A 24,556-nucleotide genomic window follows, 5' to 3' on the forward strand; every position below is an offset into this window, starting at 1 on the left:
AGTGTTGTTTGGCGATTACACGATAACTTATCCAACCGTTTTTCGTATCTGTTTCCCGCTAATCCGAGATGAACCAAAAAAAACCTCTGGCCATCGGCCATGAGTCGCCTGGTCTAATTCTTTCCTCGCCAAGGGGAGGGAATATCCTTGGTTTCAGCAAGCTCTGTACGATCCCTCCCCCTTTTCAAGGGGGAGGCCAGGAGGGGGTTACTGGGCACAAGAGCCAAATTATGCACATACAAAGAAGCCCGCTCCTTGAGCGGACTTCCGTAATCTGTCGGTGAAGAGGGATTGAACGCGGCGGGCTTCCGTGCCCGACCCGACGGGACTAAAACTGCCGCTCTCTTGACAATTAAAAGTCAATAGACACAAAAAAAGCCCGCTCATCGAGCGGACTTCCGTAATGTGGTCGGTGAAGAGGGATTGAACGCGGCGGGCTTCCGTGCCCGACCCGACAGGACTAAAACTGCCGCTCTCTTGACAATTAAAAGTCAATAGACACGAAAAAAGCCCGCTCATCGAGCGGGCTTCCGTAATGTGGTCGATGAAGAGGGATTCAACGCGGCGGACTTCCGCACCCGACCCGACGGGACTAAAACTGCCGCTCTCTTGACAATTAAAAGTCAATAGACACAAAAAAGCCCGCTCATTGAGCGGACTTCCGTAATGTGGTCGATGAAGAGGGATTCAACGCGGCGGGCTTCCGCACCCGACCCGACGGGACCAAACCTGTCGCTCTCTAGCGATTAAAAGCTAATAGACATAAAAAAACCCGCTCGATGAGCGGGCTTCTGTAATGTGGTCGGTGAAGAGGGATTCGAACCCCCGACCCTCTGGTCCCAAACCAGATGCGCTACCAAACTGCGCTATTCACCGAAATTTGTTCAGACTGACTACAGTCTTAAAAACGAGATTTGCTTCTTTTGAAAGTATAACTCTTGTTATCTGAGTTACTCAAACCGCGTCTTAAAATAGTGGTCGGTGAAGAGGGATTCATCGCGACGGGCTTCCGTGCGACGGGCTTCCGTGCGACGGGCTTCCGTGCGGCGGGCTTCCGCACCCGACCCGTGTCGCCGTCTTACCAACCAATAAGCCTGACGAATCAGACTTTGGAAATAGTGGTCGGTGAAGAGGGATTCGAACCCCCGACCCTCTGGTCCCAAACCAGATGCGCTACCAAACTGCGCTATTCACCGATAATTCTGTTTTCGCTTTGAGACTGGCTCCAGAGAGTCCCTCTGGTCCGCTATTCTCAAAAGCCGGAGATGCGCTATCAAACTGCGCTATTCACCGACAAAAACGAAACGCTGATGCGATTCGAGGTGGCCTATAATACTGGCTAATTTACTGAACGCAAGAGGATGGACAGAAAATTTCCTTTCCTTGCTGCTACTTGCTTAGGAATGCACCAGTTAACACAGAATTTTGCTGAGATCCGCAAAAAAACACACCTATAGTGATGATTCGAGTATGAATTGATCCAGATCATCAGCCCGTTCACCAAGGTCCATTAAGCTTGAATTCAGTTTCCCAGGCAGAGGACATCACATGGATTTTTGGCTAGATTTACTCTTTGGTAATCCGGTTGGCCTATCATCAATGATAGTGATTTTCGGTGCATTGGGGCTAATGCTCTTCTATGGTGGTTATTTTGTCTATAAAGCTATGAATGCAAAGCCACAAGATTAGCCGTTCCGTTATCTCCAATCTTCTTTGAATCCTGAGAACTCTGACAGGCTCGGGATTCTTTTTTTTCTTGCCTAGCCACGTATAATCTTCCCTACCGTCCGCAGTAGAAAAACACACCATGTCCGATCAAGATGAACTGGACCTGTTCCGAGAAATGATGGCCGATGTGGCCCCGCTGGAGCAGGATAAAGTGCCCCCGGAAAAGAAGCATCAGATTACTGACGCCCAGCTCGCCCGACAAGCCGCAGCGCAGAGCCTGGCTGACAGTGACCCGGAATATTTATCGCTAGATTATGTCACTATGGTCAAGCCGGATGACATGCTGGATTACAAACGTGACGGGGTTCAGGATGGCGTCATCCGCAAGTTAAGACTGGGCAAGTACGATATTCAGGCCAGGCTTGATCTGCACCGCAAAACGCTCAGGGAAGTCAGAGATGACGTGTTGCACTTTCTCAAGCAATGTCAGCGATTGGATATTCGTACCGTGCTGATCGTTCACGGTAAAGGTGAACGTTCAACACCTCCGGCTTTAATGAAGAGCTATGTCGCGACCTGGCTGACTCAAATCAGCGATGTGATGGGCTATCATTCAGCGTTACGGCAACATGGCGGAAACGGAGCCTTGTATGTCATGCTAAAGAAAAGCCCTGAACGTAAACTGGAAAACCGGGAGCGGCATCAGAAGCGTCAAAGCTGACATTAATATTAACATTAGCAACGGGTGGCAGTGTGCCTATCCCTGCCACACCACTCTGAGTGCCAGCATAATCAGCACCACGCCGGACAAACGATCGATCAACTGGGCGCGCGTTTTCAGCGTTTCCAGCACCGCTGGCCGGGACAGAACCAGAGCAATCAGAGTGTACCAGAGGCCATCCACCAATAATGGCGTGGCGACAATAATCACTTTATCGCTCATAGCACTCCCAACGGCCACAAACTGGCTGAACAAGGCGAGAAAAAACAGCGCGAGTTTGGGATTCAGCACAGAGATCATCAGTCCGTCCCGGGCTGCACTAGCCATGCTTGCGGATTCGCCTGCCGCCAGTTTTGCCGCCACTCCCCCTTTCGAACGCAGAGCATTGATCCCCAAATACGCCAGGTAAGCCGCTCCTGAATAGGTCATGACCTGAAAGAGTGCTGGCGACTGTTTGAGGACAACAGCCAGCCCGAGCAGCGTCAGTAACGCATACACGCCAACGCCAAATGCATGGGCCCAGGAGGTGACAATACCATGTAAGCGCCCGCCCGCCAGACTGTGTTTCGCCACCACCGCTAAACTCGGCCCGGGCGACATTGCCCCTAACATACAAATCATCAGTAATGAAAGCCAGATACTGAACGTCATCCTTGTCTCCTGCGGCCAATACTCAGCCTGTCGTAAATTAAATAAGTGGCTGGAATAATTAACGGGCTAACGCCGCCAGTTGACCACAGGTCAGTTGCAACAGATCTTTGGGCGCCAATTCTATTTCCAATCCTCGCCGACCCGCACTGACACAGATAGTGTCATAGTCCTTGGCCGAGTCATCAAGAAAAGTGGGCAAGCGTTTTTTCTGACCTAAAGGACTGATCCCCCCCACAATATATCCCGTTGTTTTTTCAGCTATGGCCGGATCGGCCATTTCGGCTTTTTTGGCCCCTGCGGCTTTTGCCGCCGATTTCAGATCCAGCATGCCAGCTACCGGGACTATAGCCACCGCCAGTTGCCTGGGATCGCCATTGCAGGAGAACAGCAGGGTTTTAAACACCCTAGCCGGATCCTGCCCCAGCACCTCTGCCGCTTCCAGGCCGAAATTGGTATTGTTCGGATCATGCAGATACTGATGGACTTTATGGGCAATTTTGTGCTTTTTCGCGAGATTTATAGCGGGTGTCATCCTGTCCTCCGGCATAATTATCGTTACCCACTATAGCTAACAGGTATCTTCCCGCCAAGCCAGTTTCGGCACAGGCAGCAATAAAAAAGCTCACCTGCCAGAACAAGTGAGCTTTAGTCTTCAGCACAGAATCTCAGTACCGATTAACGGTACACAATCTCGCCGTTAGGATCGAACGCATGAACATTAATCGGGCTGCTGGCTTCCAGGTAGTCTTTCAGCACTTCTGCATCAACAAATCCGGTATTCACGTAACCGGAATGATCAACCAGTTTAGGGTATCCATCGCCACCGGCGGCATTAAAACTGGGCACAGTAAACCGGTAGGTGTTGCCTGGTACCAAAGCTTTGCCACCAATCTTAACATTGCTGACTTTACCGTCCCGGATATCCATAGTGACACCATAGAACTGCGCATATGCCCCCGAGTCGACGGGCTTAGTGGCAACAGAACCCAGGTAGTCCAGCACTTCGGCCCCTGTCATATCGGTATAGGTCACCATATTGCCAAATGGCTGTACTTTCAGCACATCTTTATAAGTAATATCACCGGCAGGAATAGAGTCACGGACGCCGCCTGAGTTCATGACCGCAAAATCAGCTTTGGCACGCTGCATGTGAGAGGCGGCAATTAAACGTCCCAGATTGGTCTGCTGAAAACGCACTACGCTCCGGTCACCTTCCAGTTTGCCGTTTGACAGGGCAATCTTGATATTGAGTTTTGCTTGTCCGCGCTCCTGGTATGGCGTTAAGAAAGCTTTCACCGTGGCATCCTGAGGGATTTCCTGCTCAATAAAGACTTTCTCTGACTGGCCGTCAGCCAGCTTGATTTTCTTCTTCAGGTTAACCGGGATCAGATCGTAGCTGACCATATTCAGCTCACCGTTTCTGAACTCAAAATCCGCCCGGCCCACATACTTGCCCCACTCGTGCGCCTGCACAATCCAGGTGCCATTCTGCTGATCCGGTTTGCAATCGTCACTCGGTTTGAAAGATGGGTTCGCCACATTCGGCCCTTCCATACAGACAGGCTCCTGAGAGTGACCACCGACGATCAAGTCCAGATCGCCCGGTTCAAGATAACGCGCCAGGGCAACATCACCCGGCGCATTGACACCATGCTTACCATTGGCATAGTGGCCCATGTGGGTAGCCGCAATAATGAGATCCGGCTTTTCCGTTGCTTTCAGCTCGGCGATGACAGCTTTAGCTTCGGCTTTTGGATCGCGAAATTCAATGCCGCCAATGTATTCCGGGTTACCGATTTTCGCGGTATCTTCTGTCGTCAGACCGATAACGGCAATTTTGATCCCCTGCTGCTCGAAAATCTGGTACGGCTGGAACAAACGCTTGCCTGTCGCCTTGTCATAAATGTTGGCTGACAGCATAGGGAAGTTTGCCCATCCTTCCTGTTTGCGCAGCACATCGAGCGGGTTATCGAATTCATGGTTACCCACAGCCATCGCATCATAGCCAAGCATGTTCATGCCTTTAAAATCGGGCTCCGCATCCTGCAGATCCGACTCAGGCACGCCTGTGTTGATATCGCCACCAGACAGTAACAGGCTGGTGCCGCCTTCTTCTGTCACGGTTTCTCTCAGGTCATCCAGCAAGGTCTTGCGGGCAGCCATACCGTATTCACCGTCACGGTTGTGCCAGAAACGGCCATGATGATCATTGGTATGAAGAATTGTCAGCTTGTAGGTCTGGTCTGATAGCCAGGTGTCGGCTTGTTCCTGGCTCGCACAGCCAGCCAATACCATTAGCAATCCCGCTGACAAGGCAGTGCGGGTAAACATTTTATTTTTCATTTCATCACCTTACACAGTCAACTCTCATGGCTCACCTCCTTTCCTTGGCGGTGGTTGTGGCCAAAAACAGTGCTCAGTGTAAAGTAATCAAATGCCAGGTGGCAGGCGATTTCACCATAGTGTTAATTGGATCACTATGCAATCGATATCATTTTTATTTTTGAATGGCATACACCAGGTTCATATCAGAAAACGCGACTTTCAGTATCTGACCCAAACAAAACGCTACTGCTTAAATCCATCAACAAATACGATTCGGCATTAAGCATGAGCATCATTCATCAAACGGTCACCGAACCCTTGTCAATGAAACCATCAAAGGGAAGGAGAAGCTGCTCTGCTTTACCGAAGTCCCTGGTACACAGTGGATTTTAGGTCTGGAACTGGACAAAGCGACGGAAGAAGCCAGCCAGAGCGAGCTGCTGACCCGGCTGATCCTTGCTTCAATCGTGATTACGCTGGCTGTGCTGGCGGCTGTGGCCTGGCTGGTCGGTTACCTGTTTCGTGATCTGGGCCAGGTGTCTGAAGCACAACAGGCCGCGCAGTTGTCTGAACTGTCGCATGAGCTACAACAGGAAATCAGCCGCTTTAAGCTGTAGTCTGCGACTCAGCTGCTTTCAAAAAAAAACACCCCGAATCGGGGTGTTTTTATTTGAGGATACGCCTGCGTTTAGGCGGTTACGGCCTGGCGCTGCTGATGCTTCACAAACACTGCGATCAGCGCACTGGCAGCCAGAAAGAAACAATAATAGGAATGGCTGACAACCGCTAATGGCGACAGCCCAAAGACAGAACCCAGCAACAGCGCCTGCGCACCATAAGGCAGCACACCCTGAATAACGCATGAGAATATATCCAGCAAGCTGGCAGAGCGGCGTGGCGTCACTGCATTTTGTTCTGCCAGTTCACGGGCAACGCCGCCTGCGACGATAATAGCCACAGTGTTGTTGGCCGTGCAGACATTGGTCAGGCTGACCAGCCCCGCAATGCCCATTTCGCTCGCTCTTTGCGACTGATCACCGCCTGATTTTCTACTGAAACCGCCGATCAGTTTACTGACTAACAGCGTCAGAAATGCCAGCCCTCCCTGACGACGCATCAGTTCGCTCATACCGCCAATCAGCAGAGATAACAGGAAGATTTCCTGCATGTTGCCAAACCCGGTATAGATATCTTTGCTCCAGCTAGCCAGACTGTAATCAGACACTGACAATAAACCCACACCGCCAGCCAGAATAATGCCCAGGCTCAGTACAACAAAAACATTAACACCGGACACAGCAAGTACCAGAATCGTGATATAGGGCAAGACCTTGAGCCATTCTATGCTGGTGACAGTCGGTGCTTCAGACGGTGAGGAGTGGAAAAGAAACAGTAAGATGGCCGCCAGCGCCGCTGGCAGCGCAATCGCGATATTCTCGCGGAACTTATCACGCATCGCACAGCCCTGAGAGCGGGTTGCGGCGATAGTGGTATCAGAGATAATCGACAAATTATCGCCGAACATGGCACCACTGAGCACCACACCGGCTGTCAGAGCGATATCCAGATCGGCCGTATCTGCAATACCCAACGCCACAGGTGCCACCGCTGCAATCGTGCCCATAGAGGTTCCCATTGCCGTGGCAATAAAGGCCGCGATGACAAAAATACCCGGCAATATCAGGCTGGGTGGTAATAAGGACAAACCGAGATTGACGGTGGCATCAACCCCACCCGTTGCTTTCGCCACTGCCGCAAACGCGCCGGCCAGCAGATAAATCATACACATGGCTATGATATCGCTGTGACCCACACCACGCATGAAATCTTCAATGGTTTTATTGAGCGCCTCTTTGCTCAACACAATAGCAATCAGTATTGCAGGCAAAGCCGCAACAGGGGCCGGTAACTGATAGAAGGCAAAATCAACACCCTGCCAGGTCAGGTAGCTGCCTACACCAATAAAGAGAGACAGAAAAACAGCCAAAGGCAGCAGTGCCAGAGCAGAAGGAGACGGTGAGTCTGAAAGTGTGTGTGGTTTGGCGTGCGACATTATCTCTACAGGGTATTGTTCCGAATTGGTCGCATAGCCTAAAACTTACATCCAAACGTGTCAACATCCAGACGTCTAAACATCTATATGCAATTAATAGTCAGAATGTTTATCCTGATCCCTGTCACCTGTGCCTTGCCCGTCTAGCTAGCATTCCCGTCCTATGCCTTACATTCATTAAACCACTGATAACAATCAGCAATAAACCAAGATGAGCAAACAGACTGAGCTTTGGTCTGCGATGAGATAGCCAATCACCACTATGGAAAAGGTGTCGGCTGCATCAGGCCTGCCCCAGATAATGTCCTTTACTTAACATGGTTATCCTCATCGAGGATTAACCTGAGTGACTGATAAAACAACTCAGAAAAATCAACATTGTGGTGTCTGTCATCCGTCATGTGGTTGACTGAAATACGAAGGCGATCGGTGTTTTTTATCGGCTGACATGAAAAAAATGCAGCCAGCTTCTGCCTTAATACTGCCGACTGGCACTCAATCACGACCATGTGGCTGTTATCGGAAGAAATCACTGTTACACCGTTCAGATTGAGCAGGGCCTGGATTCTGGGTGAGATATGGATAAAAGCCTTATTGAAACATTGCGGCGAAGTGGAGGACAGCCGCTTTTCCAGCGCGATTAAATCCAGCAATGAACGAGCCCCTGAGCTGGCTGTTTCCAGCGTACTGCTAAGAACCTGATTTAACGGATGGGAACGTTTAATACCTATCAAAGCAATACCAATATGTAACCCGGCATGCTTATGAAGAGGTGCAAAGAAGACATCAGAGTGTTTAATAAGATCGCTATGGTGCACGGTAGCAAATGTCTGCGCACCATCAACTGCCAGTATTGAATGACCATTCAACTGACTTAAATCCAGAAGATTGCCTGTCACTGGCGACAGATGCGTCACCAGCTGTATCTCAGGACACTCACTGCTCGTATTCATTTCAGAGAACAATTGAAATAAATGATGGTATTGCGGATAGTGCTGCTCACACTTAGTATCAATATTGATCCCAAGATTATTTAACTGGCAAGCAAATAACAAATTGACCAGACACTCCGTTGTATTGGTAAACATGAATACATCATGCTCAGGGCAATATATGTTTTTCAGTTTTTCCTTAACATCCAATTTCAGTTGGTAATACGTTTTATAGTATGCTTTTCCTTTCAGATCCGCTCTAAACGATTTGACGAGATCCGGGTGTACTGACGAGGAGTCTGGCAACATGATTGTCTCAGTCACTTTATTTATGCCCTTCTAAGCGCTGACTGATAATATCAATAATTAGGTCATCATTTCGGCTCAAACGTGACACGTTCATGCTGTTTTCTAATCCAACCAGCTCATCGCCTATGACATAACCTTCAGAAGCATTCGATAACAAAGTAAAATCATTGTCATCATTGCCGAAACAGATAAGGTTAGAGTGCTCGATTCCGCTGACTAAACTCAGTGCTTTGTATTTATCTGTAAAGTAGCAATTCAGCTCTGCGGTATCATCACCATGAAAATTAAATGCGACCCCATCTCTGATATCTTTATACAGTGGCATGATTTTTTTCTGAATATTCGCTGAGCGACAAGATATTTTTATCACCCCCTGATCCCACCACGGGCTCTCTTTGTCCAGCGTCAGTTTATCTTCATAGGCAAGCATTTCCGGATACAATGACTCGTCACCATGAATCGCAAACTTATCCCCGTACTCCAGAAAGTAGCTCACACCATTTTCTTCCAGGAACTGAACAATTGTATTCACGTCTTGTTGCGACAAACCGGACACAAAAGTCTGCTTCTGTGTTTCATCTAATATGATAGAACCATTGCAGCAGATAACAGGGACTTCACTGATCAGATCGCCTAATGCTTTTCTGGCTCCTCTGGGAGCACGGGATGTCGCAAATGCCAAACGGGATGACGGATCTTGTTTGATTTTTTGGAGCGCTGCTTTCATTTTGTTACTGACGACTCCGCCGTCGGCAATCGTGCCGTCAATATCAAACACCAGCATGTTGGGAAGTGCCTTATTGATTTTCTTTGCTGATTGCCTGACTAATCCATCTCTGATCAAAGAAGGAATAACATCAATAGCAAAAATACTGCCCACCGCCATGCCATTTGCCAAGTGTTCTCCATCAACCCAGGCTATCTCTTCAATTTCAGAACATGGCTTTGGCAGACCAAATATTGTCACAGTATCAACATCAATCTCCACCAAGGCATCTTCAAAAGCACTCTTTCGTGTAAAAGTACCCAAATACTCAGCTCTCACCAGGCTTACGCCAAGCTCTTCACCTAACTCCCGCTCAAGGCATTCCTTTTTTGTTTCACCGGCTTCGGGTTTACCCCCTGGAGAGATAAACATATCTGTCCCTTTTTTTCTGACCAGTAATATTTGTCCTGCCCGGCATATAGCCGCAGCATATTTTCTTATCGTTTTCATTTTCAGCGTCACTTTTCGCAAATCAATAAGAGTGCTGTATTAACAACACTCTTAGATGGATAATGCATTGTTAAACATATGGATACAGATGTATCAATACATTCAGGAAGCTTGTCTCAATTCTTGGTAGTTTTTAAGGCTACCTGACAGAAAATGAATGATGTCATCACACAGACTTTCCTTTTCAGCCAAATATTCCAAAATCGTTTCATCGGAAGCAATGGTCGCTGAATCGCCAAAAATCGACACACCTTCCAGTGATTTTGTCGACAGTCCTAATTGCAGTAAACGGTACTTTACTTCATCTTGTGACTGAGCCATATGATAAATAGGGCTGTTATACGTAATACCAAACCGTTTCATATAATCAACGAAATAGTCTTTCGCCACTAAACGTTGCTCTGGAAATTCTTTTTGATATTCAACGATGCCATCGTTGATCACTTCAATACCATTCCTTGTACAATAATCAATAACGTGGGCATGAATCGCCATTTTTTCACCCAGTAATATCAGGTTCTTCTTGTACCTGGCAAAATCGCTTTCAATATTCTCTATCGCAATACTTCTGAAACTACCACTAATATCAACCACTTGATGTGTTACTACCAAATCACCAAATCTGTTTTTTAATTCTTCCACACGTAAAGGCAATAGTTTTCTATGTAGCCCACAACCACTATTGGCAGTAAATAAGTGAACCGGAATGCCGTTTAACATTAAATAACTGGCGGCAAGAGTACTGTCTCTTCCACCGGTAAACATAACGAGTTGTGGGCGTTTCCCGTCTTCATAATTTGTCTTTATATCCATTGTTACATCCTTGTTATATGACCAAAACAACGGATGCTATATTCAACTATGACAATAGTCAACAGAGTGCACTTATTGATAATTAAGACGTTATTTTACCCATTGATAACAATTTAAATATTAAATAACTATAATCATGGAAATCAGATATTTAAACACAAGTTACTTTGCTGTGTTTCATGTCACTAATAAAGCTCCGATAATATATTGTTTCATTTTTACGTTTTTTATCAGATGCAATAGTTGTTACAACTGTAAGCTCATGTTAAACAAAATATTCTCCTTCATCTTATCCTTTCCGTCTTAACACCCGCTGCAAGCACCTCAAAGTGACAAATTTTCAACCAAAAAAGCGTCAATAATCAGTCATGTTAAAAAGTTAAATTTCCATATACAACCGTCGTATAGCTATATAGAATTCTCCGTACTGTTTTTCCTCATTTGTCACATTTTTTGTGCAACGAAAAGTAAAAACATTGATATCAGCTTCTGTTCCATCCATTGAGACTCATCATGAAACTGACCCTAAAACAAAAACTCATAGGAGCCAGCTTATCTGCCGTCGTGGTTATGGCAACCGCGCTGACATGGCTGGCCGCAAACCAACTTTATCAACAGACACAAAACAGCATTTTTAGCCGTGCCGACAGCTTGAGCAAAACAGCGACTAAAGGGATCAGTGACTGGATTGAGATCCGTCGCAGTATCACCAGTGCTATCAAACCTTACCTGGAAACCTCAGATCCTGTGCCATACCTGCAGCAGGCTCGCATTGCCGGTGGCTTTGATGAAATGTATTTCGGCACGTCCGCCGGTGAAATGTTCCGCTCCTACCCTGAGCGAAACCGGGCAGGTTACGATCCCCGCCAGCGTCCCTGGTATATAGATGCCAAATCGGCTAACAAACCTATTATTACAACCGCCTATCGTGATGCCATTACTAACGCGTTACTGGTGACTCTGGCTGAGCCTGTCAAAAAGAATGGCCAGCTTGCAGCCGTTATTGGCTCCGATGTACTGATTGATCAACTGATTTCCGATGTGATCAGCCTGGATGCAGGTAAAAATGCCTACGCCATGCTCATCAACACCCAGGATAATACGTTCCTGGCCCACCCTAACCAGTCTTTGCTACTGAAACCTATCAATGGTTACACTGAAGACCTGAGCATCAGCCAGATTCAACGCTCGGTAAGCAACAGAACGGTATTGAATCAGACGATTCAGGGTGCGGATAAACTGTTGTACTTTGCGCAAGTTCCCGGCACGCCATGGATTCTTGGCCTGGAAATGGACAAGGCCACCGAAGAAGCCAGCCAGAGCCAACTGCTGAGCCGCCTGATCATCACCTCCATCCTTATTACTCTGATCGTTCTGGCAGCTGTTGCCTGGCTGGTCGGATTCCTGTTCCGCGACCTGAGCCGTGTGTCTGATGCACTGGCCGAGATTGCAACGGGTGAAGGTGATCTGACCCAGCGCCTTGAACCACGCAGCGACGACGAAGTCGGCCAACTGGCACATAACTTCAACCGCTTTGTCGGTAACATGCATGGCATGGTAACGCGTCTGCGCGATGTTTCTCACTCTCTGACGTTGCAGGCACATCAAACGGCCTCACAAGCAGAAGAGCGCAGCACTCGAATCCGCCACCAGCAGGATGAAATCAACATGGTGGCAACTGCCATCAATGAAATGGCGGCTGCCACACAGGAAATTGCCGGTAATGCTGATAACACGGCACGTACCTCGACCGAAACGGTTCAGGCGGCAGAGCACGGTGCCGAGCAGGTCGACCAAAGCCAGCATTCTATTACCAATCTGGCCGGCGAAGTGGAAACAGCGACAGACGTCATTGGTGAGCTCAATACCCATGCGCAGAGCATTACCACGATTCTGTCGACCATTCAGAATATTGCTGAACAAACCAACCTGCTGGCGCTCAATGCTGCCATTGAAGCCGCCCGTGCAGGTGAGCAAGGTCGCGGGTTTGCCGTAGTGGCAGATGAAGTGCGGGTATTGAGCCAGCGTACCCATGCTTCTACGCAGGAAATTCAGCAAATGATTGAAACCCTGCAACAAACGACAGGACGTGCTGTCGGCATTATGGGCGACAGTCGCCGTTTAGCTGAAACCAGTGTGGATGATGCCAATGCCGCTTCTGCCAGTCTGGCGCAAATCATCTCGGCAATTACCAATATCAGTGACATGGCAACTCAGATAGCTTCTGCCGCAGAAGAACAGTCTTCTGTGACCTCTGAGATCACGCGTAACACTGAGGGCATCCGGGATGTCTCTAACGAGCTGGCTCAGGAAGCAAGTGAAGCGGCACAGCAGGCTTCTCAGCTGTCAGAGCTGTCTCACGAGCTACAGCAGGAAATCAGCCGCTTTAAGTTATAAGAGCCGTTAAGCGGATAAAATAAATAGAACAAAGAAAACAAAAAAGGGGGTGTCAGTCATGACACCCCCTTTCGTTTTTCTCTGATCGTTTGTCTCAGGTCGTCTCCGGTAGTCACCCTGATCAGGTTTTGCCAGTAACAGCCTTATGCAATGTCGATGGCTTCGAAACTTTTCACCAGATCATCAAGCTGTTTGATCTGGTGAAGGAATGGCTCCAGCTTATCCATAGGGAATGCAGAAGGGCCATCACAGCGAGCGGCATCCGGGTTGGGATGCGCTTCCATGAACAGACCTGCGATTCCCGCCGCCATACCTGCACGCGCCAGCGTAACAGTTTGCTCACGGCGACCACCGGAGGCGGCACCCAGTGGATCACGGCACTGCAGTGCGTGGGTGACGTCAAAAATGATCGGACTGCCCTTCGAGGCTTTCTTCATGACATCAAAGCCCAGCATGTCCACGACCAGGTTATCGTAACCGTGCAGCGCACCACGCTCGCAGAGAATAATCTGGTCGTTGTTACATTCAGCAAACTTCTCAACGATATTACCCACCTGACCCGGGCTCATAAACTGAGGTTTCTTCACGTTGATAACGGCACCGGTTTTTGCCATCGCTTCAACCAGATCGGTCTGACGAGCGAGAAATGCCGGCAGCTGAATCACATCCACCACCTCGGCAACAGGCTGGCACTGATATTGTTCATGAATATCAGTGATGATTTTCACGCCAAAGGTATCTTTCAGCTCCTGAAAGATTTTCAGGCCTTCTTCCATACCGGGACCACGATAAGAATGGACCGAAGAACGGTTCGCCTTATCAAAGGAAGCCTTAAATACATAAGGAATGCCCAGTTTTTCCGTTACTTTGACATAGTGCTCACAGATCTGCATCGCAAGATCACGCGACTCCAGCACGTTCATGCCACCAAACAGCACAAAGGCTTTGTCGTTAGCGACATCAATGTCGCCAATACGAACCACTTTCTGTTCCATGATGCTACTCTTCTTCTCTGTCATTTAGTCTGTTCCGCAGGCTATCAGTGAAGGACCTGCGGGTTTGCATTCAAGACTTTCACTTGCAGTTTCAGCAATTCTGCGGCCGGATCTTCCGGACACTGCTCAATAAAATAGGCATAGTCCATAGCAGCGGCATGACTACACTCTAATTGCTGATAAATATAGCCGCGATCGCGAATTTCATGGGGATCACCCGGCCGCAGCGACAGGGCCAGATCGCTGCAGCGTAATGCATCAGCGTATTGCTCTTCTCGCAGCAAAGCACTTTTTAGCACCGTCAGCCATCGTGCCAGCACATCCGTATGGCTGGTGGTGGTGAGATAGCTTTCGCGCCAGGGTGCCAGCGGGCCTTTGTGCCCACGCAGCCAGGCACTGAGTGTCTGGCGGCTGACAAATTCACCGTCAAACGGATTAATAAACTGAGGCTCACTATTGGGCCAGTCGACACGCAGAATATACTGAGTGGGAAAAGCCACACCGGTGACAGGTAACTCCAGATGCTGAGCCAGATAAATCATAATGGCTCCCAGACTGACCGGAATGCCTTTACGACGCTCAATCACCTTGTCCAGATAGGCATTTTCAGCCGCATAGTACTGATGGCGATCACCACAGAACCCCCACTCGCGGTAAAACAGGCGCAGCAGCCCTTCTAATCGCAGATGGGGATTGGTTTCTGACATCAGTGCCGCCTCGACATCTTTTGCCATTTTTTGTAATTGATGGCGTACCCAGGCAACCGGAAAATCCGGCTCCAGATCCACCATGATCTCAATAGCTCCCTCTACCAGTGCAGACGCTTCGAAATCTCTGTCTTCATCTGAGAAATACATGTCTTTACCCCAGCAACGGCATTTTAGTCACCGCCAGTTTGCCGGCCATTGCCAGCCAACCTAAAGCACCGAAAAAAGCAAAGGTTTTAAACACTTTGTTCTTGCCGTATTTCAGCGCGAAAAAGCCAAGCGCAATGTAGGCCAGCACACAGGTCAGCTTTTCATTCAGCCAGCCTGCGCCTGCTGTGAAAGGAGTAAAGCCAGTGTACACCACCAGTGCGACGCCACTCAGCAACAAAAAGGTATCGACCACATGGGGCGTTACTTTCAGGGCTTTTTTCTGCATCAGTGCTGAATCTGCCATCATCAGGCCAAATCGCACTACAAATAACAACACGCTCATGGCGATAATGGTCAGGTGAAAATGTTTTAATGCTATGTACATCTGGTTTTTCTCTTTATCGTTTCCTTCGAATCATGAATGGCCAGACGGCCTCAGACAGACCAGCAGCCTAAGCTTACCCTGTCTTGTCCTGCATAATCCTGAACGGTTATCACTTGTTGATAACCTAAATTAGAAAAAATGCCCCGTACGGCCTCGCCCTGCTGATAGCCATGCTCCAGCAGTAACCAGCCACCAGGCGTTAAAAATGTCCGGCTTTGTGAACAAATATGACGAATGTCCGCCAGGCCAGCGTCTTCTGCGACCAATGCGGTTCGGGGTTCGAATCGCACATCCCCGCTTGCGAGATGCGGATCGTTGGCATCAATATAAGGGGGATTGCCGACAATAACATCAAAACGAGCATTTTCCGGCAATGGATTAAACCAACTGCCGCATAAGATACGCACATTCTGCAATTGCAAAGCACGCCGATTTTCTTCCGCCAGTGCCACCGCTTCCGGGCGCAAGTCGATGCCAGTGAACTGACAATCCGGGCGCTCAGAGGCCAGAGACAGAGCAATCGCCCCGGTTCCCGTACCTAAATCAAGTACCGACGCCGCTGCAGGCATTTTCTCCAGCGCCGCTTCCACCAGTCGTTCCGTATCCGGACGCGGGATCAAAGTATGGGGTGCCACTTTCAGCGGCAGTGACCAGAACTCGCGTTCACCTGTGATATAGGCGACCGGTTCGCCCGATTCACGACGCGCCAGCAGCGCTGAAAACGCAGCGGACTGCTCGTCAGTCAGCACTTTTTCAGGCCAGGTCAGCAGGTAGCTGCGGGGCTTATCCAGCACATGGCACAACAAGACCGCAGCATCAAGCTGCGGACTGTCAGAGCCGGCGTTCATCAGTTGCGTTACCGCTTGCTTAAGTGCAACGTCGATGGCGGGATTCATCAGTGCTGATCAGCCATGGCAGCAAGCAAATCCGCCTGGTGTTCCTGCACAACAGGATCAATCAGGCTTTCCAGCTCGCCTTCCATCACTTCGTTCAAGCGATAGAGGGTCAGGTTGATCCTATGATCAGATACCCGGCCTTGCGGATAGTTATAGGTACGAATGCGATCGGAGCGATCGCCAGAGCCCAGCAGGTTACGTCTTGTGCTGGCTTCTTCAGCATGACGCTTCTCTTCCTCGGCCTTGATAATACGGGCCGCCAGCACAGACATGGCTTTCGCTTTGTTTTTGTGCTGCGAGCGCTCATCCTGACACTCAACCACAATGCCGGTTGGCAAGTGGGTAATACGAATGGCAGAATCCGTGGTGTTAACGTGCTGACCACCGGCACCGGAGGCGCGGAAAGTATCAATTTTCAAATCACCGGCATTAATTTCCGGGATTTCCGCTTCCGGGATTTCAGGTAAAATTGCCACAGTACAGGCAGAAGTATGAACACGGCCCTGGGATTCCGTCGCGGGAACACGTTGAACACGATGTCCGCCTGACTCAAATTTCAGAATACCGTAAGCTCCTTCCCCGCTGATCTTGGCGATCATTTCTTTATAGCCACCGTGTTCAGCCTGATTCGAGCTCATCACTTCCACCCGCCAGCGGCGGCTTTCAGCAAATTTGCTGTACATGCGGAACAAATCACCGGCGAAAATACCGGCTTCATCACCGCCAGCACCGGCGCGGATTTCGATGAAACAGTTGCGCTCGTCATTGGGATCTTTGGGCAGCAGCAAAACCTGCAACTCGTCTTCCAGACGCTCGATAGTCTCTTTCGCCTGCTTGATTTCTTCCTGCGCCATTTCGCGCAATTCAGGATCCTCTTCCCCGGCCATTTCTTCCGCGGTTTCCAGATCAGTCAGCACCTGCTGGTAAGCACGAAAACACTGACTCACTTCCTCTAGCTGCGAATATTCACGAGACAAAGCCCGGAATTTATCCTGATTGGCAATGATAGTGGCATCACCCAGCAAATGCTGCACTTCCTCGTGGCGTTCAACCAGGGATTCTAATTTCGCTAAAATGGACGGTTTCATCATGTGTACAACATCAGATCCTAACAAGGATCCGCCTTAAACCGGTTCGGCAAGGCGCGATCATAAAAATTAATGCATGTGAAAAACGCTGAGTCAGTCAGCCGACTGGTCTTTCAATGCACCTAAACCAAGCGTTTCACGAATAAGGGCCAGTTTTTCAGGCTCGCCATCATGGGCGGCTTGCTGCATGGCCTTGGTCGGCGCATGAATGAGCTTATTCGTCAAACGGTTGCTGAGCTCTGCCAGCACTTTTTCCGGTGCACCGCCGTTAGCCAGCGCTTGCAGGCTGCGGCTCAGTAAATCATTTTTAATGTCATCGGCGTAACAACGGTACTGGCGGATACTGTCTACCGCTTCCAGTGAGCGTAACCAGCGCATGAATGCGGCACTTTCTTCACTGACTATCGCTTCTGCCTGGATCGCCGCCACTTTTCGCTGCTCGCGATTGCGTTCAACAATACTTTCCAAATCGTCCACTGAATATAAATAGGCGTCATCAAGCTCGCCGACCTCAGCTTCGATATCCCTGGGTACAGCAATATCGACCAGCAACATGGGTTGATGACGGCGCTTTTTCAACGCTTTCTCAACCATTCCTTTGCCCACAATCGGCAGAGGACTCGCCGTTGCACTGATAATGATATCTGCATTATGAATATGGTCCGGAATCTCCGGCAAACTAATAACTTCAGCGCCAAATTCATCAGCCAGCACCTGAGCACGCTCCGGGGTGCGGTTGGCTATCATCAGACTGCGGCAACCGTGTTCAACCATGTGCCGGGCTACCAGCTCTGTGGTCTCACCGGCACCGATAAGCAGCACTCTTGCCTCGCTCATCGACTCAAAAATCTGTTTGGCCAGGGTGCAGGCGGCAAAGGCAACCGACACCGCATTGCCACCGATATCCGTTTCGGTTCTGACGCGCTTTGCCACTGAAAAGGCTTTCTGGAACAGTTTCTCCAGCATGCCATCCATAGTGTCATGGTCGCGGGATTCAGAATAGGACTGCTTGACCTGTCCCAGAATCTGCGGCTCACCTAACACCAGTGAATCCAGACCACATGCCACCCGCATCAAGTGACGCACCGCGGCCTGTTCTTCGTGGAAATAGAGGCTGGACATCAGCTCTTCCGCTGACAGATTATGAAAGCGGCTGAACCAATCAATCATCACACCTGGCCCGCTGTGACTGACATCACAATAGATCTCAGTACGGTTGCAGGTAGAGACGATCACACCACTGTTGACTTCCGGATGCTGAGCCAGAGTCTGCAAGGCTTCGGTCAGTTTTTCCGGCGAAAAGGCAACACGCTCGCGCAGGTCTACAGACGCTGTTTTGTGATTGATTCCTAATGCAAGCAAGGTCATGGAGATGGTGTTACCTACTACCCGATGATAAAGATCCAGCAGGTCATTTTACTTGATGACCCTGCGTAATAAAAGGATATGACTCGATTCTGTCTGCCAGCGCATCATTTTATCGCGCAGACGTCAAAACAAATCCTGACTTTACAGACAAATACCGGAAATGTCATGAATCAGTTTGCTTCCCCTTACTGATTCCGCCGTTCGTTCATGAAAGAGATTTCATCAGACAAGTCATGCTATTATTCTTTTACTTTCACATTATTCACTTACCTGTCGAATAAGGACATGTTATGCGAATGGCGTTTGCGCCTCTTTTTCTGTTCTCGTTTCAGTTACCGCCTATCTTGGCGCGAAAATGTCAGCAGCATAAAACACAACTTCTGGCCTTGCTGGCTCTGTGGGTAGCAGGCTGTACCACGACGCCGCACACAGGTAAAGTCACCGACTGGAACAGCCACAGGCAAGCATTGTCCGCAGTCACTGCCTATCAGGCAACAGGCAAGCTGGGCTACATCAGCCCGGCGCAACGTTTCAGTGCTAACCTGAACTGGAAAACCGATCCGGGTGCCGATCATCTGCTGCTGACTAACTTTCTCGGCACCACATTGCTGAAACTGGACACCCAACCCGGACGTGCGGTGCTGATTGATAATGAAGGCCAACGCCATCAGGGCAGCGATGCGGCTCAGCTGGTCTTATCTCTGACCAATATTGCCTTACCCGTTAACCAGATGCGAGACTGGCTGCTCGGCCTGCCAACAGGCGCAGATACCTATCAGTTAAATGCAGAAAACCGCGTGGCTTACTTAGTCAAACAAGTGGGTAATCAGCGATGGCAACTGGACTATAACGCCTATGATGAAACAACGTCGCCTGCTTTGCCTTCCCGGTTAGTCCTTTCGCAAGGCAAACAGCGAGTTACCCTGATAATCAACCGTTGGCAAACCCAAAAATAATTGACGCGCATTCAAAAAATGATCACACACACTACAAGCTGGCCAGCACCCGCTAAACTTAATCTGTTTCTCTACATCACAGGGCAACGTCCGGACGGTTATCATGAACTGCAAACCCTGTTTCAGTTTTTAGATTACGGTGATACCTTGACCATAACGGCGCGAGCCGACAATCAGATAACCCTGAGTCCGGCTATCGAAGGCGTACCATTAGCGCAAAATCTGATTTACCGCGCCGCAGATGCCCTGCGCAAAAAAGCCGGTCTGCAGGCCGGAGCAGATATCAACATCCAAAAGATTTTACCTATGGGTGGTGGTCTGGGCGGCGGTTCATCGAATGCGGCGACAACTTTGGTCGCATTAAACTATTTGTGGCAAACCGGACTAAGCGCTGACGAGCTGGCCGAGATTGGCTTGACGCTGGGAGCAGATGTGCCCGTGTTTGTCCGTGGTTTTAGTGCCTTTGCCGAAGGGATCGGCGAAAAGCTTCAACCCGCTCAACCAGAAGAGAAATGGTATCTGGTCGCCAAGCCTGATGTTGCCATTGCAACCGCAGATATCTTCACTGCGACGGACTTAACCCGAAACACACCAATACGGCCTTTATCTGTGTTATTAGCCGGCAATTACGAAAACGATTGCGAAAAAATAGTCAGAAGAATTTACCCTGAGGTTGATAAGGCGCTTTCGTGGCTGTTAGAATACGCGCCGTCGAGATTGACCGGCACTGGCGCTTGTGTTTTTGCTGAATTTAGCTCTCAGCAAGCGGCTACTGCAACCCTGAAAAAATTACCCGACTGGCTCCAAGGTTTTGTCGCCAAAGGGGTGAATCATTCACCTTTGATGACCGCCCTGAGCGGACATACTGCGGAAAGTCAGTAAATACAACTTGGACGCAATTGAGGTTTACCCCGTGCCTGATATGAAGCTGTTTGCTGGTAACGCTACACCAGAGCTAGCCCAACGCATCGCTGACCGTCTTTACATTTCACTTGGAGACGCGACAGTGAACCGTTTCTCCGATGGTGAAGTCTGTGTTCAGATTAATGAAAACGTTCGCGGCAGCGACGTCTTTATCATTCAATCGACTTGCGCCCCAACCAACGATAACCTGATCGAACTGGTCGTTATGATCGACGCACTGCGCCGCGCTTCTGCTGGTCGTATCACAGCGGTTATCCCTTACTTTGGCTATGCCCGCCAAGACCGTCGCGTCCGTTCTGCTCGTGTGCCTATTACAGCGAAAGTTGTTGCTGATTTCCTGTCCAATGTGGGTGTTGACCGTGTGCTGACTGTCGATCTGCATGCCGAGCAAATCCAGGGCTTCTTTGATGTGCCGGTAGACAACATCTTTGGTTCGCCCGTTCTGCTGGAAGACATGCTGGCAAAAGAGCTGCAAGATCCAGTCGTCGTTTCTCCAGACATCGGTGGTGTAGTCCGTGCCCGTGCAACGGCCAAACTGATGGATGACACAGATATTGCTATCATCGACAAGCGTCGCCCACGCGCCAATGTGTCACAGGTTATGCACCTGATTGGCGATGTTGAAGGCCGTGACTGCATCATTGTTGATGACATGATCGATACCGGCGGCACCCTGTGTAAAGCTGCCGAAGCACTGAAAGAGCGTGGTGCTAAACGTGTATTCGCTTACGCAACGCACCCGGTATTCTCAGGCAACGCGCCGGAAAATATCAAAAACTCTGTGATTGATGAAGTGATCGTCACTGACTCTATCCCACTGTCTCAGGCAATGCTGGATACAGGCAAAGTCTCTGTTCTTACTCTGTCAGGCATGCTGGCTGAAGCCATTCGCCGCATCAGCAATGAAGAGTCTATCTCTGCGATGTTCGAGCACTGATAGCTCAGTAAACGCGATGACAGTCAACACGCCCCGCCCTGTGCGGGGCGTGTTTGTTTTTATTTATCTCTGCAGCAGTGTTAACATAGCGCGCGATTTGATCCCGATGACATAGAGAGACCAGCGTGAGTCAAAAAATCCGTTTACTGGTTGGCCTGGCAAATCCAGGTCCGGAATATGCCAAAACACGCCACAATGCGGGGGCCTGGGTCGTGGAAGAGTTGGCACGGATCCACAACATCAGCCTCAAAAACGATCCCAAATATTTTGGTTTAACCGGCAGGATCCAGCTGAATGGTGATGATCTGCGTTTACTGATCCCCACCACCTTTATGAACCTGTCTGGTAAATCCGTTTCGGCACTGGCGAATTTTTTTCAGATCACCCCGGAAGAAATTCTGGTCGCCCATGATGAGCTGGATCTGCCCCCAGGCGTCGCCAAGTTCAAACAAGGCGGCGGTCACGGTGGCCATAACGGGTTAAGGGATATCATCAGCAAACTGAGTAACAACAAAAGCTTTTACCGTCTTCGGGTGGGCATTGGTCATCCCGGCGACAAAAATAAAGTGACTGGCTTCGTATTGGGTAAAGCCCCCGCCAGCGAACAATCTCAGATTGACGCTGCAGTAGACGAATCCGTTCGCTGTCTTGATATCTGGCTGAAAGACGGCCTGACCAAGGCGCAAAACCGGCTACATTCATTCAAAGCCGAATAAGTTAATACAGACTTTTTCATCATCCCGCACTATGCCGGATGCCGGAAACATCACTAAAGGGTTTCAAGCCATGGGTTTTAAATGTGGTATCGTGGGCCTGCCGAACGTAGGTAAATCCACACTTTTCAATGCGTTGACAAAAGCGGGTATCGAAGCCGCTAACTTCCCGTTCTGTACTATTGAGCCGAACACGGGTGTGGTTCCTGTACCGGATCTGCGTCTGGATAAGCTGGCTGCCATCGTCAACCCGGAACGTATCCTGCCTACCACTATGGAATTCGTGGATATCGCCGGTCTGGTTGCCGGTGCATCCAAAGGTGAAGGTCTGGGTAACAAATTCCTGGCCAACATCCGTGAAACCGATGCGATTGGCCACGTTGTTCGCTGCTTCGAAAACGACAATATCGTGCACGTTGCGGGCAAGATCAACCCATTAGCAGACATCGAAATCATCAATTTGGAACTGGCTCTGGCAGATCTGGACACCTGTGAGCGTGCCATTCAGCGTCAGGCCAAACGCGCCAAAGGCGGTGATAAAGAAGCGAAATTCGAAATCACAGTGCTGGAAAAAATGCTGCCAACACTGACTGAAGGCGGTATGGCACGTTCAGTCGAGCTGGCCAAAGAAGAAAAAGCCGCGATTGATTATCTGAACTTCCTGACTCTGAAACCGACCATGTATATCGCGAACGTCAGCGAAGACGGTTTTGAAGGCAATCCGTTCCTGGATATGGTGACTGAGCACGCCAGCAAAGAAAACGCCGTTGTTGTGCCAGTCTGTGCGGCTATCGAGTCTGAAATTGCTGAACTGGATGATGCGGATCGTGAAGAGTTTCTGGCAGATCTGGGCATTGAAGAGCCGGGCCTGAACCGTGTTATCCGATCGGGCTACGAACTGCTGAATCTGCAGACTTACTTCACGGCAGGTGTCAAAGAAGTTCGCGCCTGGACTATCCCTATTGGTGCAACCGCACCTCAGGCTGCCGGTAAGATCCACACCGACTTTGAAAAAGGCTTTATCCGTGCCGAAGTGGTCGGTTATGAGCACTTCATCGAGTTTAACGGTGAAAACGGCGCGAAAGAAGCCGGTAAGTGGCGTCTGGAAGGTAAAGATTACATCGTTAAAGATGGCGACGTCGTCCACTTCCGCTTCAATGTATAACTTGAAGTCAAAACCTCTGCAAAACATCTGATAAAGGGCCGGCTTCTGCCGGCTTTTTTATTTTCACTGTCCCGCTTACTTCTTTTTTACCCTTGAAATCACACATCTAGCATGGCATTCGGCCATTTCGTCCAAATAACCATCGAACAGGCAGATTTTACGGGGATAATTAAAAAAACTATTGACGCTCAAAGCTGGTATACGCATAATGCGCCCCGTTCCCGAGACAGCAACCCTGTATTGGACAGCGCCTGCGCTGGCTGTTTCGGACACGTTGGCTACGTAGCTCAGTTGGTTAGAGCACATCACTCATAATGATGGGGTCACAGGTTCGAATCCCGTCGTAGCCACCATATCACCACTTGAAATGGTGATAAAAAACAGTAAGATGCGGAAGTGGCGAAATTGGTAGACGCACCAGATTTAGGTTCTGGCGCCGCAAGGTGTGAGAGTTCAAGTCTCTCCTTCCGCACCATTTTAGGGCTATCGCCAAGCGGTAAGGCAGCGGCTTTTGATGCCGCCATTCCCTGGTTCGAATCCAGGTAGCCCTGCCATCTTACTCAGCGTGGACATGTTTGTCGGCGTTATAAAAATTGAATGGCTACGTAGCTCAGTTGGTTAGAGCACATCACTCATAATGATGGGGTCACAGGTTCAAATCCCGTCGTAGCCACCATAAATTCATCATTCGACGATGAATGGTTCACCCAGCGTATTGCGGTGGTGGCGGAATTGGTAGACGCGCTAGCTTCAGGTGCTAGTGCCCGCAAGGGCGTGAGAGTTCAAGTCTCTCCCTCCGCACCAATCTCTGAGGTGAACAGTTAAGAAGTGGACAAGTAACCATTTCTTGCTTGAATTGCACAATTCTTTGTGACATTCTGCAGGGCTATCGCCAAGCGGTAAGGCAGCGGCTTTTGATGCCGCCATCCCCTGGTTCGAATCCAGGTAGCCCTGCCACATTACTTGACGTAGGCAACGCCGGCGTTTAACACAAAGTGGCTACGTAGCTCAGTTGGTTAGAGCACATCACTCATAATGATGGGGTCACAGGTTCAAATCCCGTCGTAGCCACCAATCTCACAACAATGTGAGAAAAAGATGTCATTCCACGCGGTGGTGGCGGAATTGGTAGACGCGCTAGCTTCAGGTGCTAGTGTCCGCAAGGACGTGAGAGTTCAAGTCTCTCC

General features: G+C 49.5%; 22 protein-coding genes and 9 tRNA genes. 16 read left to right on the forward strand and 15 right to left on the reverse strand.

Annotated elements, in window-relative coordinates:
* Positions 1-799 precede the first annotated feature (799 nt).
* Both Q4491_RS20705 and Q4491_RS20710 read right to left on the reverse strand, forming a co-directional pair.
* Positions 800-876: transfer RNA gene (locus tag Q4491_RS20705), tRNA-Pro, on the reverse strand.
* A gap of 243 nt (positions 877-1,119) precedes the next feature.
* A tRNA-Pro gene (locus tag Q4491_RS20710) sits at positions 1,120-1,196 on the reverse strand.
* A gap of 352 nt (positions 1,197-1,548) precedes the next feature.
* On the opposite strand from Q4491_RS20710, the gene Q4491_RS20715 reads away from it, so the two are divergent.
* Both Q4491_RS20715 and smrA read left to right on the forward strand, forming a co-directional pair.
* The gene (locus Q4491_RS20715; protein ID WP_027253831.1) at positions 1,549-1,689 is read left to right on the forward strand and encodes a DUF3149 domain-containing protein; all 141 of its coding nucleotides are present in this window, start codon (positions 1,549-1,551) and stop codon (positions 1,687-1,689) included.
* Positions 1,690-1,807: 118 nt separating this feature from the next.
* Positions 1,808-2,389: a DNA endonuclease SmrA gene (smrA, locus tag Q4491_RS20720; RefSeq protein ID WP_303460559.1), complete on the forward strand. Its 582-nt coding sequence runs from the start codon at positions 1,808-1,810 to the stop codon at positions 2,387-2,389.
* Positions 2,390-2,425: 36 nt separating this feature from the next.
* On the opposite strand, the gene Q4491_RS20725 is transcribed toward smrA, so the two are convergent.
* The 3 genes from Q4491_RS20725 to ushA all read right to left on the reverse strand — a co-directional run bounded on the left by Q4491_RS20725 (position 2,426) and on the right by ushA (position 5,383).
* Positions 2,426-3,040 carry a LysE family translocator gene (locus Q4491_RS20725; RefSeq protein WP_192014612.1) on the reverse strand — a complete coding sequence of 205 codons (615 nt, stop codon included), beginning with the start codon at positions 3,038-3,040 and terminating at the stop codon, positions 2,426-2,428.
* A 58-nt stretch (positions 3,041-3,098) separates the two neighbouring features.
* Complete coding sequence (gene ybaK / locus Q4491_RS20730; protein WP_192014611.1) at positions 3,099-3,572, reverse strand: Cys-tRNA(Pro) deacylase; 474 nt, start codon at positions 3,570-3,572, stop codon at positions 3,099-3,101.
* 143 nt (positions 3,573-3,715) lie between these two features.
* Positions 3,716-5,383, reverse strand: a complete 1,668-nt coding sequence (gene ushA, locus Q4491_RS20735; RefSeq protein WP_303460565.1) for a bifunctional UDP-sugar hydrolase/5'-nucleotidase UshA — start codon at positions 5,381-5,383, stop codon at positions 3,716-3,718.
* A gap of 449 nt (positions 5,384-5,832) precedes the next feature.
* Here ushA and Q4491_RS20740 point away from each other — a divergent pair, with 449 nt between their 5' ends.
* On the forward strand, positions 5,833-5,982 hold the full coding sequence (locus Q4491_RS20740; RefSeq protein ID WP_303460568.1) for a hypothetical protein: 150 nt from the start codon (positions 5,833-5,835) through the stop codon (positions 5,980-5,982).
* A gap of 71 nt (positions 5,983-6,053) precedes the next feature.
* Here the strand turns inward: Q4491_RS20740 and Q4491_RS20745 are convergent, their stop codons facing one another.
* The 4 genes from Q4491_RS20745 to Q4491_RS20760 form a co-directional block, all read right to left on the reverse strand.
* Positions 6,054-7,418 carry a Na+/H+ antiporter NhaC family protein gene (locus tag Q4491_RS20745; protein WP_303460571.1) on the reverse strand — a complete coding sequence of 455 codons (1,365 nt, stop codon included), beginning with the start codon at positions 7,416-7,418 and terminating at the stop codon, positions 6,054-6,056.
* Between the two features lie 308 nt (positions 7,419-7,726).
* Positions 7,727-8,659: a DUF6024 family protein gene (locus Q4491_RS20750; protein ID WP_303460592.1), complete on the reverse strand. Its 933-nt coding sequence runs from the start codon at positions 8,657-8,659 to the stop codon at positions 7,727-7,729.
* Between the two features lie 16 nt (positions 8,660-8,675).
* Complete coding sequence (locus Q4491_RS20755; protein WP_192014606.1) at positions 8,676-9,875, reverse strand: HAD hydrolase family protein; 1,200 nt, start codon at positions 9,873-9,875, stop codon at positions 8,676-8,678.
* Between the two features lie 102 nt (positions 9,876-9,977).
* Positions 9,978-10,688: a hypothetical protein gene (locus Q4491_RS20760; RefSeq protein WP_218383842.1), complete on the reverse strand. Its 711-nt coding sequence runs from the start codon at positions 10,686-10,688 to the stop codon at positions 9,978-9,980.
* A gap of 513 nt (positions 10,689-11,201) precedes the next feature.
* On the opposite strand from Q4491_RS20760, the gene Q4491_RS20765 reads away from it, so the two are divergent.
* A complete protein-coding gene (locus Q4491_RS20765) occupies positions 11,202-13,085 on the forward strand; it encodes a methyl-accepting chemotaxis protein (RefSeq protein ID WP_192014605.1) in 1,884 nt (627 codons plus the stop codon).
* A gap of 143 nt (positions 13,086-13,228) precedes the next feature.
* Here the strand turns inward: Q4491_RS20765 and kdsA are convergent, their stop codons facing one another.
* From kdsA to hemA, 6 genes are all read right to left on the reverse strand, one after another.
* On the reverse strand, positions 13,229-14,083 hold the full coding sequence (gene kdsA, locus Q4491_RS20770) for a 3-deoxy-8-phosphooctulonate synthase (RefSeq protein ID WP_192015033.1): 855 nt from the start codon (positions 14,081-14,083) through the stop codon (positions 13,229-13,231).
* 41 nt (positions 14,084-14,124) lie between these two features.
* The gene (locus Q4491_RS20775) at positions 14,125-14,937 is read right to left on the reverse strand and encodes a SirB1 family protein (protein WP_046221536.1); all 813 of its coding nucleotides are present in this window, start codon (positions 14,935-14,937) and stop codon (positions 14,125-14,127) included.
* Positions 14,938-14,941: 4 nt separating this feature from the next.
* Positions 14,942-15,322 (reverse strand): SirB2 family protein, encoded by a 381-nt coding sequence (locus tag Q4491_RS20780; protein WP_192014604.1) that lies wholly within the window; start codon positions 15,320-15,322, stop codon positions 14,942-14,944.
* Between the two features lie 50 nt (positions 15,323-15,372).
* Positions 15,373-16,218: a peptide chain release factor N(5)-glutamine methyltransferase gene (gene prmC, locus Q4491_RS20785; protein ID WP_303460583.1), complete on the reverse strand. Its 846-nt coding sequence runs from the start codon at positions 16,216-16,218 to the stop codon at positions 15,373-15,375.
* Positions 16,218-17,306 (reverse strand): peptide chain release factor 1, encoded by a 1,089-nt coding sequence (gene prfA / locus Q4491_RS20790; RefSeq protein ID WP_192015032.1) that lies wholly within the window; start codon positions 17,304-17,306, stop codon positions 16,218-16,220. Before prfA ends, prmC begins: the two co-directional genes overlap by 1 nt.
* A gap of 93 nt (positions 17,307-17,399) precedes the next feature.
* Complete coding sequence (hemA, locus tag Q4491_RS20795; protein ID WP_237794742.1) at positions 17,400-18,674, reverse strand: glutamyl-tRNA reductase; 1,275 nt, start codon at positions 18,672-18,674, stop codon at positions 17,400-17,402.
* Between the two features lie 290 nt (positions 18,675-18,964).
* Here hemA and lolB point away from each other — a divergent pair, with 290 nt between their 5' ends.
* From lolB to Q4491_RS20855, 12 genes are all read left to right on the forward strand, one after another.
* A complete protein-coding gene (lolB, locus tag Q4491_RS20800; protein ID WP_225445033.1) occupies positions 18,965-19,630 on the forward strand; it encodes a lipoprotein insertase outer membrane protein LolB in 666 nt (221 codons plus the stop codon).
* A gap of 18 nt (positions 19,631-19,648) precedes the next feature.
* Positions 19,649-20,512 (forward strand): 4-(cytidine 5'-diphospho)-2-C-methyl-D-erythritol kinase, encoded by an 864-nt coding sequence (gene ispE, locus Q4491_RS20805; RefSeq protein WP_192014601.1) that lies wholly within the window; start codon positions 19,649-19,651, stop codon positions 20,510-20,512.
* 31 nt (positions 20,513-20,543) lie between these two features.
* Positions 20,544-21,491 carry a ribose-phosphate pyrophosphokinase gene (locus Q4491_RS20810; protein ID WP_027253816.1) on the forward strand — a complete coding sequence of 316 codons (948 nt, stop codon included), beginning with the start codon at positions 20,544-20,546 and terminating at the stop codon, positions 21,489-21,491.
* Between the two features lie 125 nt (positions 21,492-21,616).
* Positions 21,617-22,207: an aminoacyl-tRNA hydrolase gene (gene pth / locus Q4491_RS20815; RefSeq protein ID WP_192014600.1), complete on the forward strand. Its 591-nt coding sequence runs from the start codon at positions 21,617-21,619 to the stop codon at positions 22,205-22,207.
* 70 nt (positions 22,208-22,277) lie between these two features.
* Positions 22,278-23,369: a redox-regulated ATPase YchF gene (gene ychF / locus Q4491_RS20820; protein WP_192014599.1), complete on the forward strand. Its 1,092-nt coding sequence runs from the start codon at positions 22,278-22,280 to the stop codon at positions 23,367-23,369.
* Between the two features lie 276 nt (positions 23,370-23,645).
* Positions 23,646-23,722, forward strand: a tRNA-Met gene (locus Q4491_RS20825).
* Between the two features lie 37 nt (positions 23,723-23,759).
* Positions 23,760-23,844: transfer RNA gene (locus Q4491_RS20830), tRNA-Leu, on the forward strand.
* A 4-nt stretch (positions 23,845-23,848) separates the two neighbouring features.
* Positions 23,849-23,923: transfer RNA gene (locus Q4491_RS20835), tRNA-Gln, on the forward strand.
* A 45-nt stretch (positions 23,924-23,968) separates the two neighbouring features.
* A tRNA-Met gene (locus Q4491_RS20840) sits at positions 23,969-24,045 on the forward strand.
* Positions 24,046-24,086: 41 nt separating this feature from the next.
* Positions 24,087-24,173, forward strand: a tRNA-Leu gene (locus Q4491_RS20845).
* A 78-nt stretch (positions 24,174-24,251) separates the two neighbouring features.
* Positions 24,252-24,326 (forward strand) — tRNA-Gln (locus Q4491_RS20850).
* 40 nt (positions 24,327-24,366) lie between these two features.
* A tRNA-Met gene (locus Q4491_RS20855) sits at positions 24,367-24,443 on the forward strand.
* The last annotated feature ends 113 nt before the right edge of the window (positions 24,444-24,556 follow it).

The organism is Photobacterium sp. 2_MG-2023 (genome assembly GCF_030547675.1).
Lineage (GTDB): Bacteria > Pseudomonadota > Gammaproteobacteria > Enterobacterales > Vibrionaceae > Photobacterium > Photobacterium arenosum.

Bases quoted from the DNA above. Each gene is read 5' to 3' on its own strand.
- ychF (WP_192014599.1), top strand. From the start codon at position 22,278: ATGGGTTTTAAATGTGGTATCGTGGGCCTGCCGAACGTAGGTAAATCC.
- hemA (WP_237794742.1), bottom strand. From the start codon at position 18,674: ATGACCTTGCTTGCATTAGGAATCAATCACAAAACAGCGTCTGTAGAC.
- Q4491_RS20725 (WP_192014612.1), bottom strand. From the start codon at position 3,040: ATGACGTTCAGTATCTGGCTTTCATTACTGATGATTTGTATGTTAGGG.
- Q4491_RS20750 (WP_303460592.1), bottom strand. From the start codon at position 8,659: ATGTTGCCAGACTCCTCGTCAGTACACCCGGATCTCGTCAAATCGTTT.
- lolB (WP_225445033.1), top strand. From the start codon at position 18,965: ATGCGAATGGCGTTTGCGCCTCTTTTTCTGTTCTCGTTTCAGTTACCG.
- ushA (WP_303460565.1), bottom strand. From the start codon at position 5,383: ATGAAAAATAAAATGTTTACCCGCACTGCCTTGTCAGCGGGATTGCTA.
- Q4491_RS20765 (WP_192014605.1), top strand. From the start codon at position 11,202: ATGAAACTGACCCTAAAACAAAAACTCATAGGAGCCAGCTTATCTGCC.
- Q4491_RS20715 (WP_027253831.1), top strand. From the start codon at position 1,549: ATGGATTTTTGGCTAGATTTACTCTTTGGTAATCCGGTTGGCCTATCA.
- Q4491_RS20755 (WP_192014606.1), bottom strand. From the start codon at position 9,875: ATGAAAACGATAAGAAAATATGCTGCGGCTATATGCCGGGCAGGACAA.
- Q4491_RS20780 (WP_192014604.1), bottom strand. From the start codon at position 15,322: ATGTACATAGCATTAAAACATTTTCACCTGACCATTATCGCCATGAGC.
- Q4491_RS20775 (WP_046221536.1), bottom strand. From the start codon at position 14,937: ATGTATTTCTCAGATGAAGACAGAGATTTCGAAGCGTCTGCACTGGTA.
- ispE (WP_192014601.1), top strand. From the start codon at position 19,649: ATGATCACACACACTACAAGCTGGCCAGCACCCGCTAAACTTAATCTG.
- Q4491_RS20760 (WP_218383842.1), bottom strand. From the start codon at position 10,688: ATGGATATAAAGACAAATTATGAAGACGGGAAACGCCCACAACTCGTT.
- smrA (WP_303460559.1), top strand. From the start codon at position 1,808: ATGTCCGATCAAGATGAACTGGACCTGTTCCGAGAAATGATGGCCGAT.
- prmC (WP_303460583.1), bottom strand. From the start codon at position 16,218: ATGAATCCCGCCATCGACGTTGCACTTAAGCAAGCGGTAACGCAACTG.
- prfA (WP_192015032.1), bottom strand. From the start codon at position 17,306: ATGAAACCGTCCATTTTAGCGAAATTAGAATCCCTGGTTGAACGCCAC.
- Q4491_RS20745 (WP_303460571.1), bottom strand. From the start codon at position 7,418: ATGTCGCACGCCAAACCACACACACTTTCAGACTCACCGTCTCCTTCT.
- ybaK (WP_192014611.1), bottom strand. From the start codon at position 3,572: ATGACACCCGCTATAAATCTCGCGAAAAAGCACAAAATTGCCCATAAA.